Genomic DNA, 16,033 nt, shown 5'->3' on the forward strand with positions numbered 1-16,033 from the left:
GAACGCCACATCGCGGCTTCGGCGGTGTCGCTGTGCGGCAGACGCACGGCCCTCCGCTCGGAGGGCCGGGACCGTTCCCCGTCGGATGTGGCTGCCGCTCGCGTGACCGCGCACACCGGCGTCCGACAGGACTCAGTGCGGGCCGAAGAGCTGCTCGAGCACGAGGGCGACGCCGTCCTCCTGGTTGGAGGCCGTGCGTCGTGCGACGGCGGAGAGCACGGTCGGGTGGGCGTTGCCCATCGCGTATCCGGTGCCCGCCCAGTTGAGGATGGTCAGGTCGTTCGGCATGTCGCCGAAGGCGACGACCTCGGCGGCGGTGATGCCGCGCTCCTCGCACAGGGCCGAAAGAGTGTCCGCCTTGGTGACACCCGGAGCGCTGATCTCCAGCAGGCCCCGACCGCCGGAATGGGTGAACTGCGCCTCTCCGCCCATGGCCTGCCTCGCGATGGCGAGCAGGGTGTCTGCGTCGAACTGCACCGAATGGGCGAGCAGTTGCACGATGGGCACGTCGAGCAGCCACAGGTCGGCCAGGGAAGCGACGGCGCGTTCGGCTTCTGGGACACCGGCGAAGCGCAGTCCGTACGCCGGCTCGTACAGGAAGTGGTGACCCGTCTCCACGGCGAAGCCCAGGCCGGGCGCGGCGGCCGACAGCGCGGCGGCCACGTCGCGGGCGACGGGCACGGGCAGGGCCCGGGACGCGGAGACCGTGCGGGTCGCGAGGTCGTACACCAGCGCGCCGTTGCTGCACACCGCCGTTCCGGCGAGTCCGGTCGCCGTGGTGAGCACGTCGACGAAGCGTGGCGGCCGGGCGGTGACGAGGACGACCTCCGTGCCGGCGTCCACCGCGGTGCGCAGCGCACGCAAGGTGCGCGCCGACAGGGTGCCGTCGCGGCGCAGGAGGGTGCCGTCCAGGTCGGTGGCGATCACTCGGGGCAGCGGCACCGGCTCATGTTAGGCGGCCGCACCGGGTACCGGTTCACCCCTCCGCAGCCCGCCGGCCCCGGCGGTGCGCACAGACGCGACGCACCGCTCAAGGCCGGCGGCGACGGGTCGGGGCGGCTCAGCCGTCCCGTCAGCGGATGATGTGGAGGGTGAGGTCCGATTCCGTCTCACTGGTGTTCTCGGCGTGGACGAAGCCACGGGCCGTGCGGTACTTCTCCGTGCCTCCCGTGATCGCGAAGTTGATCTCGCCGGTCTCGTCACCCTCGACGGTGAACCGGCCCTGCACGGTGAGGTCCCCCTTGGGGAGGGAGAGGGTGCCCACGCACTGCAGGTCGAACTCGTCGCCCGGGGCGGTCCGGGTGACCGTGCACACCTCGCCGTAGGTGCCGATCTCCTCGTCGTCGCGGATGAGGTCCCCGCTGTTGATGAACTGGTCACCCTGGCTGGGGCCGGACGGGTCGACGTCGATGAACCGGTTCTGGGTCGTCTTGGCGACGAGCTCGATGACCTCTTCCCGTCCGGGCTTCTTCGAGGGGTCGTCACTGGTGGCCGAGGCGGGGTAGGCGCAGACGAGCAGAGCGGCCATACCGGCGACAGCGCTGGGGAGGGCATGCTTGAAGCGGGGCACGATGTGTCTCCTGTGGGGATAAGAGCGGTTCACTGACCATCTGTCATGTGAAGTACCGGTTGATACCGGTTGCTTCGTCAGCTTCGTGTGGGCGACCCCGCATCGCGACTCCGGCTGGCCATCCAGGTGAACGATTGCTCCGTCCTCCGGCGGTGCGTACCTCCCTGACTGCCACTCAGTGCTCCCGGCCGGTCGTTCTCGTCCCGTGCCGAGGCGTCACGGCTCATCCCTGGCCGCTGAGTTCACGGGCCAGCTCCGCCAGCGCCCCCACCGCCGGATGAGGGGCACCGGCGCGCCAGGCCAGCAGGACCGGTACCGCGGGTGCGTCGGTGAGGGGGCGGTAGGTCACCCCCGGGTGCGGGTGCATGGAGGCGGTGGAGGCCGACGAAACGCCCGCGCCCCGGCCCGCCGCGATCGCTGCGAGCCAGTCGTCGGTGTTGCCGACGGTCAGAGTGGAGGCGGGGCGGCCGTGCAACGGCCAGAGGGCGGGAGTCGTCGTGCCTGAGACCGGATTCAGCACGATCGTCTCGGTGGTCAGGTCGGAGAGCGTCAGCCGGGGGCGGGCCGCGAGCGGGCCGTCGGAGGTGATCGCCGCCACGCGCGGTTCGGTGAAGAGCAGTTCGGTCATGAGCCCGGGGGTGTCCACCGGTCCTCGCAGGACCGCCGCGTCGACCTCGCCGCGGGCCAGTCCGGCGGTGCGGTCGTCGATGCGGAGGAGTTCCAGCGGAGTGTCCGGGTGTTCCTGCTGCCAGCGGCGGAGCAATGGGGTGGTGTACGGCCCGAACGCCGCCCAGGCGTGTCCGAGCCGCAGGGGGCGGCGGCGCAGCCGGCTCGTGTCGAGGGCATCGTCGAAGGCGGCCACGGCCACGGCGGCCTTGTCGCGGAAGGCGAGACCCTCGGGCGTCAGATCGAGATGGTGGGTGGAGCGGTCGACGAGACGGACGTCGAGGTGGCGTTCCAGGGCGGCGAGGGTGCGGGAGACGGCCGGCTGGGTGAGGTGCAGTGCGGCGGCTGCCCTGGTCAGGCTCCGCTCCTCCGCGATGGCGAGGAAGCAGCGCAGATGCCGCAGCTCGATGCTCATGCGTGTGGAGCATAACCGCAGACCAACCGTCATTTCACGAGCGGCACGGTGTTCCGTAGCGTGAAACGTGACGGGTGGAGCGAGCGCATCCGGTGCACTATATTGGACTGAAAGTTTAGTGAGATGGACGAGGTGAAGGGGATGGGCGAGGGGTGGAATCGGTGAGCGGCACCACCGGTACGGAGCGGGCGGCCGCCTCCGCCGTCGCCCTGCCCGAAGCGTCCGCCGCGCTGGAAGGATCCGCGAGCCGTGGGTCCGGCGCACTCGGATCGGTCGCCCTCGTCGTCGCCGGCGGGCTCTCCGTGCAGTTCGGTGCCGCCGTTGCCGTGCTGCTGATGCCGCGGGCCGGCGCACTCGGCGTCGTCACTCTGCGGCTCGTCCTCGCCGCCGTCGTGCTTCTGCTGGTGTGCAGGCCACGGCTGCGCGGGCACAGCCGCGCCGACTGGGGGACCGTTCTCGCCTTCGGCGCTGCCATGGCGGGGATGAACATGCTGTTCTACCAGTCCGTCGACCGTATCCCGCTGGGCGCGGCCGTCACCCTGGAGGTGCTCGGGCCGCTGGCGCTCTCGGTGATCGTCTCGCGCCGGCTCGTCAACCTCGTCTGGGCGGGTCTCGCCCTCGCCGGTGTCGTCCTGCTCAACGGCGGCGGCTTCGACCGGCTCGATCCGGTCGGCGCGGCCTTCGCCCTCGGAGCGGGCGCGATGTGGGCCGCGTACATCATGTTCAGTGCCCGCACCGGGCGCCGCTTCCCGCAGGCCGACGGGCTTGCCCTCGCCATGGCGGTCGGCGCGGTGCTCAGCCTGCCCTTCGGTATCGCCGAGGCGGGCGGCAAGCTGCTCGTGCCGTCACTGGTCGGGCTCGGCCTCGTGGTCGCGATGATGTCGTCCGTACTGCCGTACACGCTGGAGCTGCTGGCTCTGCGCCGGCTTTCCGCACCGGCCTTCGCCGTGCTGATGAGCCTGGAGCCCGCGATTGCGGCGACGGCCGGATTCCTGGTGCTGCACCAGGCGCTGTCGGTCACCGATACGCTGGCGATCGCGCTGGTCGTCGCCGCGAGTATGGGTGCGGTCCGCACCCAGGTGAAGCGCGCCGCCCGCGCGCAGTGACGGGAGGTGGACGTCATGGACCTCCATGGCCCCCAACCCACCCCTGACGACCTGGTCATGGCCGCCCGTGCCGCCGGAGTGACGGACGACCGTGTGCTGGAGGCGATGCGAGCCACCCCGCGCTCGGCGTTCGTCCCCGCCGCCCACGGCGCGTCGGCGTACACGGACGCACCGATTCCGATCGGCCACGGTCAGGTGACGACACAGCCCTCCCTCGTGGCCATGATGGTCGCCGCGCTGGGCCTCACCGGGAACGAGTCCGTCCTGGAAATCGGGAGCGGCTACGGCTTCCAGACCGCGCTGTTGGCCCGCCTCGCCGCTCGTGTGGTGAGTGTCGAGCGATGGCCGGACGTGGCGGAAGAGGCACGGGGCAGGCTCGCGGCCGTGGGGGTCGGGAACGTCGAGGTCGTCGTCGGTGACGGCACCCTCGGTGTGGCCTCCCGCGCTCCCTATGACGCCGTCGTCGTCTGTGCCGCGTTCCCCGAAGTGCCGCCGCCGGTGGCCGGACAGCTGAGGGCCGGTGGCCGGCTGGTCCAGCCGATCGGTCCGGGAGGCCATGAGGAGGTCGTGCTGTACGAGCGCACCGGCCGGAGCCTCGTGCGCCGCAGGACCGTCGCACGGGCTTGCTTCGTCCGCCTGTTCGGGGAGCACGGGTACCCTTCGACGGCCCCGTCCGGGGGTGCCGGCTGACATGGTGGCGGTTCTCGGGATCGACGCGTGCCCGGCCGGATGGGTGGCGGTCGAGCTCCACGACGGCCGGTTCGCGGGGGCCCGTGTGGGTGCCTGTCTCCGCTCCCTGCTGCGGGAGGCGCCGGTCGGGACCGGTGGCGGGGGCGGCTCCGGAGACTCCGGTGTCCATGGGGGTCGCGGTGAGAACGCCGGCGGTGGTGGCGCCGCGTTCGAGGCCGTGGCCGTGGACATGCCGCTGGGGCTGCTCGACGAGGGGTGGCGAAGCGCGGACACCGAGGCGGCCGCGCTGCTGGGCCGGCTGCGGGGCAGTGTCTTCCGCGTGCCCCCGCGCGCGGTGTGGCAGGAGGCGTACTACGACGCCGCGAACCAACGGTGCCGTGAAGTCACCGGGGCCGGGCTGAGCCGCCAGAGCTGGGGCCTCGCCGTCAAACTCCGCGAGGCGAACGAGTGCCTGGCGGACCCGGTGGGCGCTCTGCTCCACGAGGTGCATCCCGAGGTGTCGTTCCGGGCGCTCGCGGGGGGTGCACCGCTTCCGCACCGCAAGAAGAGCTGGGCGGGGCAGATGGCCCGGCGCTCGCTCCTCGAGGCCGCCGGAATCGCCCTCCCCGACGAGCTGGGGGATGCGGGACGCGTACCGCCGGACGATGTGCTGGACGCGGCGGCCGCGGCATGGAGCGCACACCGGATCGCCCGGGGCGCCGCGAAGTCGCTCCCGGATCCTCCGCAGCACGACCGCCACGGCCGGCCGATCGCGATCTGGTACTGACACCGGGAGAGAAGGTCCCGGCCGGGGCGGGCCGGTCCCGCCCCGCTCCCGGGGCCTGCCGCCGTGGGCGGTGAGGTTTCACCGGCCGGCCCCCGTCGGCCGCACGACATCGCACCGCGTCGGACGACATCGCACGCGTCGGACGACATCGCACGCGTCGGACGCGCGTCGCACCCCGTCGGACTCGCCTCGCCACGACGACGCACCCCGTCGGACTCGCCTCGCACGACGTCGCACCGCGTCGGCCCCGGCCCGTTCGGCGGGGTGCGTGAAGTCGCCCGTGCAGGAGGCGTGTCGGAAGGGCCGCCCGAAAGGCGGAAAAGCCCTGGCGGGCGACAGGAGGCCGAAAAAGTAAAGCAAGCACGCTTGCTTGTTTCTGGTGACACTGCCATGCTCCGGGGCACACCGCCGTGTCCCGAGGGGAGCGCACCGTGTCCGACCCTGCCGTCGTTCTCGACGACCTGCGTGCAGAGAGCGAGGAACTCGACCGGCTCGTGGCCGGCTTGAGCGACGAACAGTGGGCCGCGCAGACACCTGCCGCCGGCTGGACCATCGCCCACCAGATCGCCCATCTCGCCTGGACCGACGAGGTGGCACTGCTCGCTGTCACCGACGCGGGCGCGTTCGGCAAAGAGGTCGAGAAGGCGCTCACCGAGCCCGGCACCTTCGTCGACCGGGCCGCCGAGGCAGGATCCTGGCGGCCGCCGGCCGAACTCCTGGGCCACTGGCGGGACGGCCGTGACCGGCTTCAGCAGGCGCTGCGCAGCGCCCCCGCCGGGTCCCGCTTCCCGTGGTACGGGCCGCCGATGAGCGCCACCTCGATGGCCACCGCCCGGCTCATGGAGACCTGGGCCCACGGTCAGGACGTCGCCGACGCGCTCGGGGCCGTACGCGAACCGACCGCCCGGCTGCGGCACATCGCGCACATCGGCGTACGGGCGCGTGACTACGCCTACTTCGTACGCGGTGCCGAACCGCCGAAGGAGGAGTTCCGGGTCGAGCTCACGGGACCGGCGGGCGAGCTGTGGACCCATGGCCCCGAGGACGCCGCCCAGCGGGTCACCGGGCCCGCACTGGACTTCTGTCTGCTGGTGACGCAACGGGCCCACCGTGACGACCTCGACGTACGGGCGCAGGGCGACGACGCCGACCGCTGGCTGGACATCGCCCAGGCCTTCGCGGGACCGGCGGGCTCCGGCCGCGCGCCGAAGGGGGCCTGACCGTGGAACCGCTGCGGATCGGCAATGCCTCCGGCTTCTACGGCGACCGTTTCGACGCCGTGCGCGAGATGCTCACCGGCGGCGAACTCGATGTGCTCACGGGCGACTACCTCGCCGAACTCACCATGCTCATCCTCGGCCGGGACCGGATGAAGGACCCGCGCCTCGGCTACGCCAAGACCTTTCTGCGGCAGCTGGAGGAGGGCCTGGGGCTCGCCCATGAGCGGGGGGTGCGGATCGTCACCAATGCCGGCGGGCTCAATCCGGCCGGGCTGGCGGACGCCGTACGCGAACTGGCGGACCGGGTCGGGGTGCCCGTCCGGGTCGCGCATGTGGAGGGCGACGACCTCGCAGCCCGCTTCCCCGGCGCGCTCGCCGCCAACGCCTATCTCGGCGGCGGCGGGATCGCCGAGTGCCTGCGCGGCGGTGCGGACGTCGTCGTCACCGGGCGGGTCACGGACGCCGCGCTCGTCACCGGGCCCGCGCAGTGGCACTTCGGCTGGGGCCTCGACGGCCCCGAGGGCCCCGACGACTCCCGGAGGTCCGACGCGCTCGCGGGTGCCGTCGTCGCCGGGCACCTGCTGGAGTGCGGGACGCAGACGACCGGCGGCAACTACGCCTTCTTCGCCACGGCAGGCCGTGATCTGCGCCGACCCGGATTCCCGGTGGCGGAGCTGTACGCCGACGGTTCGTCCGTGATCACCAAGCACCCGGGCACGGGCGGGCTCGTCGACGTCGGCACGGTCACCGCCCAGCTGCTGTACGAGACGGGCGGCGCCCGCTACGCAGGCCCCGATGTCACCGCCCGCCTCGACACCGTACGGCTGGCGCAGGACGGCCCCGACCGGGTGCGTGTGACAGGTGTCCGGGGCGAGGCCCCGCCGCCCACCCTCAAGACCGGACTGGTCAGGCTGGGCGGCTGGCGCAACGAGGTCGTGTTCGTCCTCACCGGCCTCGACATCGAGGCCAAGGCGGCACTGGTGCGCGAGCAGGTGGAGGACGCCTTCGAACGGGCCAAGTCCCGGCCGGCAGAGGTCCGCTGGGAGCTGGCCCGCACCGACCGCACGGACGCGAAGACCCAGGAGACGGCGAGCGCACTGCTGCGCCTGGTGGTGCGCGACCCGGATGCGGCTGCCGTGGGCCGGGTCGTCAGCGGCGCCGCGATCGAGCTCGCTCTCGGCAGCTGTCCCGGGTTCCATGTGACGGCTCCGCCGGGGAAGGGCACTCCGTACGGGGTCTTCGAGGCCGCGTACGTCGACGCGGGATCGGTCGAGCACATCGCGGTGCTGCCGGACGGCCGAAGGGTGACGGTGCCGTCGGCCCGGGGCACCCGCGCCCTGGAACCGGTGGCCGACCCGCCGCTGCCCGAGCCGCTTCCCGCCGGCGGACCGGTGCGCCGCGCTCCGCTCGGCCTGGTGGCGGGTGCCCGCAGCGGTGACAAGGGCGGGGACGCGAACGTGGGCGTATGGGTGCGCACGGAGGAGGCGTGGCGATGGCTGGCGCACGAGCTGACCGTGGACCGCTTCCGTGAACTGCTGCCGGAGACGGCCGGGTTGACCGTCGTTCGGCATGTCCTGCCGGATCTGCGTGCGCTGAACTTCGTCGTCGTCGGCCTCCTCGGTGAGGGCGTCGCCGCGCAGGCGCGGTTCGACCCCCAGGCGAAGGGGCTGGGGGAGTGGCTGCGGGCGCGGTACGTCGAGGTGCCGGAGCTGCTGCTGTGACGTCACCGCCCTGCCGGCGCCCGCTCCCGCACCCGTTCCGTCCACACCAGCCCCCACCGGAGGTGACCCCGTGACCGTCATCGCAAGCGCCCTCGACACCGCGTCCCCGGACTACGCCGCACACCGCGCCGCCATGCTCGACAAGCTGGACCGGCTCGACACCGAACACACGAAGTCCCTCGCCGGCGGCGGGGAGAAGTACATCGCCCGGCACCGGGGGCGCGGCAAACTGCTCGCCCGGGAGCGCATCGAGCTGCTGCTCGACCCCGACACCCCGTTCCTGGAACTGTCGCCGCTCGCCGCATGGGGCAGCGACTACCCCGTCGGTGCCTCCGTCGTCACCGGCATCGGCACGGTCGAGGGCGTCGAGTGCCTCGTCACCGCCAACGACCCGACCGTACGCGGGGGGGCCAGCAACCCCTGGACCCTGAAGAAGATCCTCCGCGCCAACGAGATCGCATTCGCCAACCGTCTGCCCGTCATCAGTCTCGTCGAGTCCGGCGGCGCGGATCTGCCCAGCCAGAAGGAGATCTTCATCCCGGGCGGTGCGCTCTTCAGGGATCTCACCCGGCTGTCGGCTGCCGGTGTCCCGACCGTTGCCGTCGTCTTCGGCAACTCGACGGCCGGCGGGGCGTACGTGCCCGGGATGTCCGACCACACGGTCATGATCAAGGAGCAGTCGAAGGTCTTCCTGGGCGGACCGCCGCTGGTGAAGATGGCCACCGGTGAGGAGAGCGACGACGAGTCGCTCGGTGGTGCCGAGATGCACGCCCGCACCTCCGGCCTCGCCGACCACTATGCGCTCGACGAGTACGACGCGCTGCGCCATGCGCGCCGTATCGTCGCCCGGCTCAACCACCGCAAGGCGCACCCCGATCCGGGCGTGGCGGCCGGATCGCCCGAGCCCCCCAAGTACGACGAGGAGGAGCTGCTCGGCATCGTCCCCGACGACCTCAAGACCCCCTTCGATCCGCGTGAGGTCATCGCCCGGATCGTGGACGGCTCGGACTTCGACGAGTTCAAGCCGCTGTACGGGACGAGCCTGGTCACCGGATGGGCGCGGCTGCACGGCTTTCCGGTCGGCGTCCTCGCCAATGCCCAGGGCGTGCTGTTCAGCGCCGAGTCGCAGAAGGCCGCGCAGTTCATCCAGCTCGCCAACCAGCGCGACATCCCGCTGGTCTTCCTGCACAACACGACCGGCTACATGGTCGGCAAGGAGTACGAGCAGGGCGGCATCATCAAGCACGGCGCGATGATGATCAACGCGGTGTCGAACTCGAAGGTGCCGCATCTCTCCGTCCTGATGGGCGCGTCGTACGGCGCCGGGCACTACGGCATGTGCGGCCGGGCCTACGACCCGCGCTTCCTCTTCGCCTGGCCCAGCGCCAAGTCCGCCGTCATGGGTCCCCAGCAGCTCGCCGGAGTCCTGTCGATCGTCGCGCGCGCCTCGGCCGCCGCGAAGGGGCAGCCGTACGACGACGAGGCGGACGCGGCCCTGCGCGCCATGGTGGAGCAGCAGATCGAGTCGGAGTCGCTGCCGATGTTCCTGTCCGGACGGCTCTACGACGACGGTGTTATCGACCCGCGCGACACCCGCACCGTCCTCGGCATGTGTCTGTCCGCCATCCACACGGCCCCCGTCGAAGGCGCGCGCGGCGGCTTCGGCGTCTTCAGGATGTGAGGCCCTGATGATCGAAACCCTTCTGGTCGCCAACCGTGGTGAGATCGCCTGCCGGGTCTTCCGCACCTGCCGTGAGCTGGGTATCGCCACGGTCGCGGTGTACTCGGACCCGGACGCCCACGCCCTGCACGTGCGGGAGGCCGACGCGGCCGTACGGCTTCCCGGCGCCGCCCCGGCCGAGACCTATCTGCGGGGCGACCTGATCGTGAAGGCGGCGCTCGCTGCGGGCGCCGACGCGGTCCACCCCGGATACGGGTTCCTCTCCGAGAACGCCGACTTCGCCCGTGCCGTCGTCGACGCCGGGCTCGTGTGGATCGGACCGCCCCCCGAGGCCATCGAGGCCATGGCCTCCAAGACCCGCGCCAAGGAACTCATGGGCCTCGCGCCCCTGGACGGGGACGCCATCACCGAAGCCGATCTCCCGGTCCTGGTGAAAGCGGCTGCGGGCGGTGGCGGACGGGGGATGCGGGTCGTACGCGAGCTGAAGGACCTCTCGGACGAGCTGGAGGCGGCCCGCGCCGAGGCGCTCGGCGCGTTCGGCGACGGCGAGGTCTTCGTCGAGCCGTACGTCGAGAACGGCCGCCATGTCGAGGTGCAGATCCTCGCCGACGCCCACGGCACGGTCTGGGCGCTGGGCACCCGCGACTGCTCGCTCCAGCGCCGCCACCAGAAGGTGGTCGAGGAGGCCCCTGCACCCGGCCTGAGCCCGGAACTCGCCGGAACACTCGACGAGATGGCCGAGCGTGCGGCCCGTGCGACGGACTACCGGGGCGCCGGAACGGTGGAGTTCCTGATCGCCGACGGAAAGGCGCACTTCCTGGAGATGAACACCCGTCTCCAGGTCGAGCACCCCGTCACCGAGGCGGTGTTCGGCATCGATCTGGTCGCCCTGCAGATCCGGGTCGCCGAGGGCGCGCCACTCCCGGCCGCACCGCCGGCCGCCCACGGCCATGCCGTCGAGGCCCGCCTCTACGCCGAGGACCCGGCCCGCGGCTGGGCTCCGCAGACCGGCACCCTGCACCGTCTCTCGATGCCGGCCGGGTCCGGGGTGCGGCTGGACACCGGCTACGCCGATGGCGACGCCGTCGGCATCCACTACGACCCCATGCTTGCCAAGGTCATCGCCTGGGCGCCGACACGCGAGGAGGCGGTCCGCAAGCTGGCCGGGGCGCTGGAGCGGGCACCGCTGCACGGCCCGGTCACCAATCGGGAGCTGCTCGTACGGTCGCTGCGACACCCGGAGTTCGCCGGAGCCGCAATGGACACCGGCTTCTACGACCGCCATCTGCCGGAGCTGACCACGGCCGAGGACGGCGAGGAGATCGCCGCGCTCGCGGCCGCTCTGGCGGACGCGGCCGCGCGCCGCGTGGGCGCAGGCGGGCACCGGCCCCCGCAGGGGAATGCGCAGCCTTTGCCCGACCACGGGCGGGCGGGACGCACGCCCCCCGGTGTCTCCGCCCGCATCGGCGGATGGCGCAACCTCCCTTCGCAGCCACAGGTCAAGCGCTATCTCACGGGCGACGCCGAGCACGAGGTGCGCTACCGCGTCACCCGCCGCGGCACGGAAGCCGAGAACCACCCCCGGGTGCGCGTCCTCGACGCGACTCCGAACGTCGTGCGGCTCGAAGTCGACGGCGTGCAGCGCACGCTCCGTGTCTCCCGCTACGGCGACCGGGTCCACGTCGACACCCCCACGCGCGCGTACACACTCGACGAGGCGCCGCGCTTTCCCGATCCCGCCGCACAGCACGAGCCCGGCTCGCTGCTCGCACCCATGCCCGGGACCGTCGTGCGCATCGCCGAGGGCCTTGCCCCCGGGTCGACGGTCACGGCCGGGCAACCGCTCGTCTGGCTGGAGGCGATGAAGATGGAGCACAGGATCTCCTCTCCCGCCTCCGGCACGCTCACCGCGCTCCACGTCGTCCCCGGCCGCCAGGTCGAGGTCGGCGCCCTTCTCGCCGTCGTCAACGAGGACATGGCGTAGCCAACAGGAGGACGAAGTCCCATGAGCAGCGTCACCAACAGCGTCATCGAGAGCGAAGAGCACACCGCACTGCGCGCCGCCGTCTCCGCCCTGGGGCAGCGGCACGGCCGAGGTTACGACCGCGAGACCCTGTGGGCCGAGGCGGCCAAGCTCGGCTACCTCGGTGTGAATCTGCCCGAGGAGCACGGCGGCGGGGGCGGCGGCATGGCCGAACTGTCGATCGTCCTGGAGGAACTGGGCGCGGCGGGCTGTCCACTGCTGATGATGATCGTCTCGCCGGCCATCTGCGGCACCGTCATCGCCCGCTTCGGCACCGAGGAGCAGAAGCGCGCCTGGCTCCCCGGGCTTGCCGACGGCACACGCACCATGGCCTTCGGGATCACCGAGCCCGATGCCGGTTCCAACTCCCACCGGATCACCACCACCGCCCGGCGCACCGAGAACGGCTGGCGGCTGACCGGCCGCAAGGTGTTCGTCTCCGGTGTGGACATCGCGGAGGCGACGCTCATCGTCGGCCGCACCGAGGACGCCCGTACCGGCCGGCTCAAGCCGTGCCTGTTCATCGTGCCGCGCGACGCGCCCGGCTTCGGGCGCTCGCAGATCGACATGGAACTCCGGGCGCAGGAGAAGCAGTTCGAGCTCGTCCTCGACGACGTGGAGCTCCCCGCCGACGCGCTTGTCGGTGGGAGTGCGCCCCACGCCGAAGTCCCCCTGGGCCCGGTGGCCCGGGAGATGCCCCCAAGGGGAGAGGATGCGGGCCTGCTCCAGCTCTTCGCCGGGCTCAACCCCGAGCGGATCATGACGGCGGCCTTCGCGATCGGCATGGGGCGTTACGCCCTGGCCCGTGCGGTCGAGTACGCGAAGGACCGGCAGGTCTGGAAGGACCCGATCGGAGCCCACCAGGCCATCGCCCATCCCCTCGCCCAGTCGCACATCGAGCTCGAACTCGCCCGACTGATGATGCAGAAGGCCGCGGCCCTGTACGACGCGGGCGACGACATGGGTGCGGGCGAGGCGGCGAACATGGCCAAGTACGCGGCAGGAGAGGCCTGTGTGAAGGCCGTCGACCAGGCGGTGCACACCCTCGGCGGCAACGGTCTCACCCGCGAGTACGGCCTGGCCTCGCTCGTCACCGCGGCCAGGGTGGCCCGGATCGCCCCCGTGAGCAGGGAGATGATCCTGAACTACGTATCCCATCAGTCCCTGGGTCTCCCCAAGTCGTACTGACAGGCGCGATTCTGGCGACCACCACTCCATCGCCGAAGGGGCTGCCATGGTGATCAAGAGCGAGTACGCGGATGTCCCGGCCGTCTCCCTGCCCATCCACGACGCCGTCCTGGGCCGCGCCGCCGAGTACGGGGACTCCGTCGCGCTGGTCGACGGGGCGGGCGACATGACACTCACCTACGCCCAGCTCGACACGTTCCACCGCCGCATCGCCGCCGCTTTCGCCGACGCCGGTGTACGCAAGGGCGACGTCCTCGCCCTGCACAGCCCCAACACGGTCGCCTACCCGACGGTCTTCTACGGCGCCACCCGCGCCGGGGCGTCCGTCACCACCGTCCACCCGCTCGCCACGGCGGAGGAGTTCGCCAAGCAGTTGCACGACTCCTCCGCCCGCTGGATCGTCACCGTGTCGCCGCTTCTCGAGGCCGCCCGGCGCGCCGCCGAACTCGTCGGCGGCATCGAGGAGATCTTCGTCTGCGACGAGGCGGAAGGGCATCGTTCGATCCTCGGGATGCTCGGCTCGACCGCGCCGGAACCCGATGTCCACATCGACCCGGCCGAGGACGTCGCCGCCCTCCCGTACTCCTCTGGCACCACCGGCGTCCCCAAGGGGGTCATGCTCACCCACCGCTCCATCGCCACCAACCTGGCCCAGCTCGAGCCGCTGATACCGATGAAGCCCGGTGACCGGATCCTCGCCGTGCTGCCGTTCTTCCACATCTACGGCCTCACCGCCCTGATGAACGCCCCGCTGCGCCACGGCGCCACCGTGGTCGTCCTGCCGCGCTTCGACCTCGACCAGTTCCTGGCGGCGATCGAGAAGCACCGCATCAACGGTCTGTACGTGGCCCCGCCGATCGTGCTGGCGCTGGCCAAGCATCCGTCCGTCGCGCAGTACGACCTGTCGTCGCTGGAGTACGTCGTCAGCGCCGCCGCCCCGCTCGACGCCCGGCTCGCGCAGGCCTGTTCGGCGCGGCTGAAGCTGCCGCCGGTGTTGCAGGCGTACGGCATGACCGAGCTGTCTCCCGGCACCCACGTCGTACCGATCGCCGCCACCGACCCGCCGCCCGGGGCCGTGGGGAAGCTGCTGCCCAACACCGAGATGCGGATCCTGTCCCTGGACGGCGCGGGTACGGACGCGGCGGCCGGCGAGGAGGGCGAGATCGCCATCCGCGGCCCGCAGGTGATGAAGGGCTACCTCGGCCGCCCCGAAGCCACCGCCGAAATGATCGACGCCGACGGCTGGGTGCACACCGGTGACATCGGGCGCGTGGACGCCGACGGTTGGCTGTTCGTCGTCGACCGGGTCAAGGAGCTCATCAAGTACAAGGGCTTCCAGGTCGCCCCGGCCGAGCTGGAGGCCCTGCTCCTCACCCATGAGGGCATCGCCGACGCCGCGGTGATCGGGGTGTACGACGCCGACGGCAATGAGATCCCGAAGGCCTACGTGGTCAGGCAGCCCACGGCGGAGGGTCTGTCGGAGGACGACATCATGGCGTACGTCGCCGCGCGCGTCGCCCCGTACAAGAAGATCCGCCGTGTCGAGTTCATCGGCGGAGTGCCGCGGGCCGCGTCGGGGAAGATCCTCCGTCGCGAACTGCGCAACCGCGAGAGCGGGCACGAGAGCGACCTCGAGAAGGAGAACACATGACACTGGTCGCCACGGCGTCCGAGCGGGGCATCGCGACCCTGACACTGGACTCGCCCGCGAACCGCAATGCCCTGTCCGCGCGGCTCGTCGGCGAACTCGCCGACGCACTGACCGAGTGCGGGAAGGACCCGGCCGTACGCGCCGTGGTCCTCACCCACACCGGGGGCACCTTCAGCGCGGGAGCCGACCTCAAGGAGCCGCCGAACCCGTACACCTTCGTCGCGCTGCTCCGGCAGATCATCGAGCTGCCGAAGCCCGTCGTGGCGCGGGTGGCCGGCCACACCAGGGCCGGGGGTCTCGGTCTCGTCGGTGCCTGTGACGTCGCCGTCGCGTCGTCGGCGTCGGACTTCGCCTTCACGGAGGTACGCATCGGGGTCGCCCCCGCGGTCATCTCGCTGCCGCTGCTGCCGCGTCTGGAACCGCGCGCCGCGGCCCGCTACTACCTCACCGGCGAGCGGTTCGACGCCGCCGAGGCGGCCCGCATCGGACTGGTGACGGCCGTCGCCGACGAGGCGGACGCTGCGCTCGCCCCCGTGCTCGACGGCTTCCGCAAGGCTTCACCGGGAGCCCTGGATGCGACGAAACAGCTGCTCACGGCTAGGGTGCGGGAGACCTTCGAACGCGACGCGGAGGATCTTGTACAGCGCTCGGCGTCGCTCTTCGCCACGGCGCAGGCGCGCGAAGGGATGACCGCCTTCCTCGAACGACGGGACCCCGCATGGGTGTTGTGACCTCCCCCAAGCAGGACCGCAGCCGGGCCACCCGGCAGCGGCTCCTGGAGGCCGCGGTGGCCTGCCTCGCCGAACGCGGTTGGGCAGGCTCGACCGTCTCGGTGGTCGCCGAGCGGGCCGGGGTCTCGCGGGGTGCGGCACAACACCACTTCCCGACGCGGGAGGACCTCTTCACGGCGGCTGTCGAGTACGTCGCCGAGGAACGCTCCAGCGCGCTGCGGGCCCTCCCGGTCCAGAACCGGTCGGCGGTGGTGGAGGGCCTGGTCGACCTCTACACCGGCCCCCTCTTCCGGGCCGCCCTCCACCTGTGGGTCGCCGCCTCCAACGAGGAGCAGCTGCGGGGCAGGGTCACCGAACTGGAGGCGAGGGTCGGCCGGGAGACCCATCGGATCGCGGTGGAGCTGCTGGGCGCCGACGAGTCGGTGCCGGGTGTGCGGGAGACGGTCCAGGGCCTGCTGGACATGGCCCGGGGCCTCGGGCTCGCGAATCTGCTCACCGACGACGCCACGCGGCGGGGGCGGGTGGTGGCCCAGTGGGCGCGGCTGCTGGAGGAGGCGCTGGGCTGAGGCGCCGGGTGTCGTCGTGATCGGGCCCGGACCCTGTCA

Annotated in this window: 14 protein-coding genes; 11 read left to right on the forward strand and 3 right to left on the reverse strand. The window is 71.9% G+C overall.

The genetic code is table 11. From position 1 onward, the window contains the following. Window positions 1-132 precede the first annotated feature (132 nt). The 3 genes from AC068D_RS11750 to AC068D_RS11760 form a co-directional block, all read right to left on the reverse strand. Window positions 133-927 carry an HAD hydrolase family protein gene (locus AC068D_RS11750; RefSeq protein ID WP_478823121.1) on the reverse strand — a complete coding sequence of 265 codons (795 nt, stop codon included), beginning with the start codon at window positions 925-927 and terminating at the stop codon, window positions 133-135. 145 nt (window positions 928-1,072) lie between these two features. After that, window positions 1,073-1,570 (reverse strand): allene oxide cyclase barrel-like domain-containing protein, encoded by a 498-nt coding sequence (locus AC068D_RS11755; protein ID WP_478822810.1) that lies wholly within the window; start codon window positions 1,568-1,570, stop codon window positions 1,073-1,075. A gap of 223 nt (window positions 1,571-1,793) precedes the next feature. After that, window positions 1,794-2,651 carry a LysR family transcriptional regulator gene (locus AC068D_RS11760; RefSeq protein ID WP_478822811.1) on the reverse strand — a complete coding sequence of 286 codons (858 nt, stop codon included), beginning with the start codon at window positions 2,649-2,651 and terminating at the stop codon, window positions 1,794-1,796. A gap of 161 nt (window positions 2,652-2,812) precedes the next feature. Here AC068D_RS11760 and AC068D_RS11765 point away from each other — a divergent pair, with 161 nt between their 5' ends. The 11 genes from AC068D_RS11765 (at window position 2,813) to AC068D_RS11815 (ending at window position 15,994) form a co-directional block, all read left to right on the forward strand. After that, on the forward strand, window positions 2,813-3,757 hold the full coding sequence (locus AC068D_RS11765; RefSeq protein WP_478822812.1) for an EamA family transporter: 945 nt from the start codon (window positions 2,813-2,815) through the stop codon (window positions 3,755-3,757). Window positions 3,758-3,772: 15 nt separating this feature from the next. After that, complete coding sequence (locus AC068D_RS11770; protein WP_478822813.1) at window positions 3,773-4,447, forward strand: protein-L-isoaspartate(D-aspartate) O-methyltransferase; 675 nt, start codon at window positions 3,773-3,775, stop codon at window positions 4,445-4,447. A gap of 1 nt (window position 4,448) precedes the next feature. After that, a complete protein-coding gene (locus AC068D_RS11775; protein ID WP_478822814.1) occupies window positions 4,449-5,213 on the forward strand; it encodes a DUF429 domain-containing protein in 765 nt (254 codons plus the stop codon). A 431-nt stretch (window positions 5,214-5,644) separates the two neighbouring features. Next, window positions 5,645-6,433, forward strand: a complete 789-nt coding sequence (locus AC068D_RS11780) for a TIGR03084 family metal-binding protein (RefSeq protein WP_478822815.1) — start codon at window positions 5,645-5,647, stop codon at window positions 6,431-6,433. A gap of 2 nt (window positions 6,434-6,435) precedes the next feature. Continuing rightward, complete coding sequence (locus AC068D_RS11785; protein ID WP_478822816.1) at window positions 6,436-8,154, forward strand: acyclic terpene utilization AtuA family protein; 1,719 nt, start codon at window positions 6,436-6,438, stop codon at window positions 8,152-8,154. Between the two features lie 70 nt (window positions 8,155-8,224). Then, a complete protein-coding gene (locus tag AC068D_RS11790) occupies window positions 8,225-9,835 on the forward strand; it encodes an acyl-CoA carboxylase subunit beta (RefSeq protein WP_478822817.1) in 1,611 nt (536 codons plus the stop codon). Window positions 9,836-9,842: 7 nt separating this feature from the next. Next, window positions 9,843-11,819 (forward strand): acetyl/propionyl/methylcrotonyl-CoA carboxylase subunit alpha, encoded by a 1,977-nt coding sequence (locus AC068D_RS11795; RefSeq protein ID WP_478822818.1) that lies wholly within the window; start codon window positions 9,843-9,845, stop codon window positions 11,817-11,819. Window positions 11,820-11,840: 21 nt separating this feature from the next. Next, the gene (locus AC068D_RS11800; protein ID WP_478822819.1) at window positions 11,841-13,046 is read left to right on the forward strand and encodes an acyl-CoA dehydrogenase family protein; all 1,206 of its coding nucleotides are present in this window, start codon (window positions 11,841-11,843) and stop codon (window positions 13,044-13,046) included. Between the two features lie 46 nt (window positions 13,047-13,092). Then, window positions 13,093-14,697 (forward strand): 4-coumarate--CoA ligase family protein, encoded by a 1,605-nt coding sequence (locus AC068D_RS11805; RefSeq protein WP_478822820.1) that lies wholly within the window; start codon window positions 13,093-13,095, stop codon window positions 14,695-14,697. Beyond that, window positions 14,694-15,428: an enoyl-CoA hydratase family protein gene (locus tag AC068D_RS11810; RefSeq protein WP_478822821.1), complete on the forward strand. Its 735-nt coding sequence runs from the start codon at window positions 14,694-14,696 to the stop codon at window positions 15,426-15,428. The genes AC068D_RS11805 and AC068D_RS11810 overlap by 4 nt, the downstream gene beginning before the upstream one ends. Continuing rightward, a complete protein-coding gene (locus AC068D_RS11815) occupies window positions 15,416-15,994 on the forward strand; it encodes a TetR/AcrR family transcriptional regulator (protein ID WP_478822822.1) in 579 nt (192 codons plus the stop codon). The genes AC068D_RS11810 and AC068D_RS11815 overlap by 13 nt, the downstream gene beginning before the upstream one ends. The last annotated feature ends 39 nt before the right edge of the window (window positions 15,995-16,033 follow it).

This window comes from Streptomyces sp. NPDC043861, assembly GCF_056435905.1.

Bases quoted from the DNA above. Each gene is read 5' to 3' on its own strand.
- AC068D_RS11815 (WP_478822822.1), top strand. From the start codon at position 15,416: ATGGGTGTTGTGACCTCCCCCAAGCAGGACCGCAGCCGGGCCACCCGG.
- AC068D_RS11775 (WP_478822814.1), top strand. From the start codon at position 4,449: ATGGTGGCGGTTCTCGGGATCGACGCGTGCCCGGCCGGATGGGTGGCG.
- AC068D_RS11760 (WP_478822811.1), bottom strand. From the start codon at position 2,651: ATGAGCATCGAGCTGCGGCATCTGCGCTGCTTCCTCGCCATCGCGGAG.
- AC068D_RS11810 (WP_478822821.1), top strand. From the start codon at position 14,694: ATGACACTGGTCGCCACGGCGTCCGAGCGGGGCATCGCGACCCTGACA.
- AC068D_RS11770 (WP_478822813.1), top strand. From the start codon at position 3,773: ATGGACCTCCATGGCCCCCAACCCACCCCTGACGACCTGGTCATGGCC.
- AC068D_RS11800 (WP_478822819.1), top strand. From the start codon at position 11,841: ATGAGCAGCGTCACCAACAGCGTCATCGAGAGCGAAGAGCACACCGCA.
- AC068D_RS11805 (WP_478822820.1), top strand. From the start codon at position 13,093: ATGGTGATCAAGAGCGAGTACGCGGATGTCCCGGCCGTCTCCCTGCCC.
- AC068D_RS11795 (WP_478822818.1), top strand. From the start codon at position 9,843: ATGATCGAAACCCTTCTGGTCGCCAACCGTGGTGAGATCGCCTGCCGG.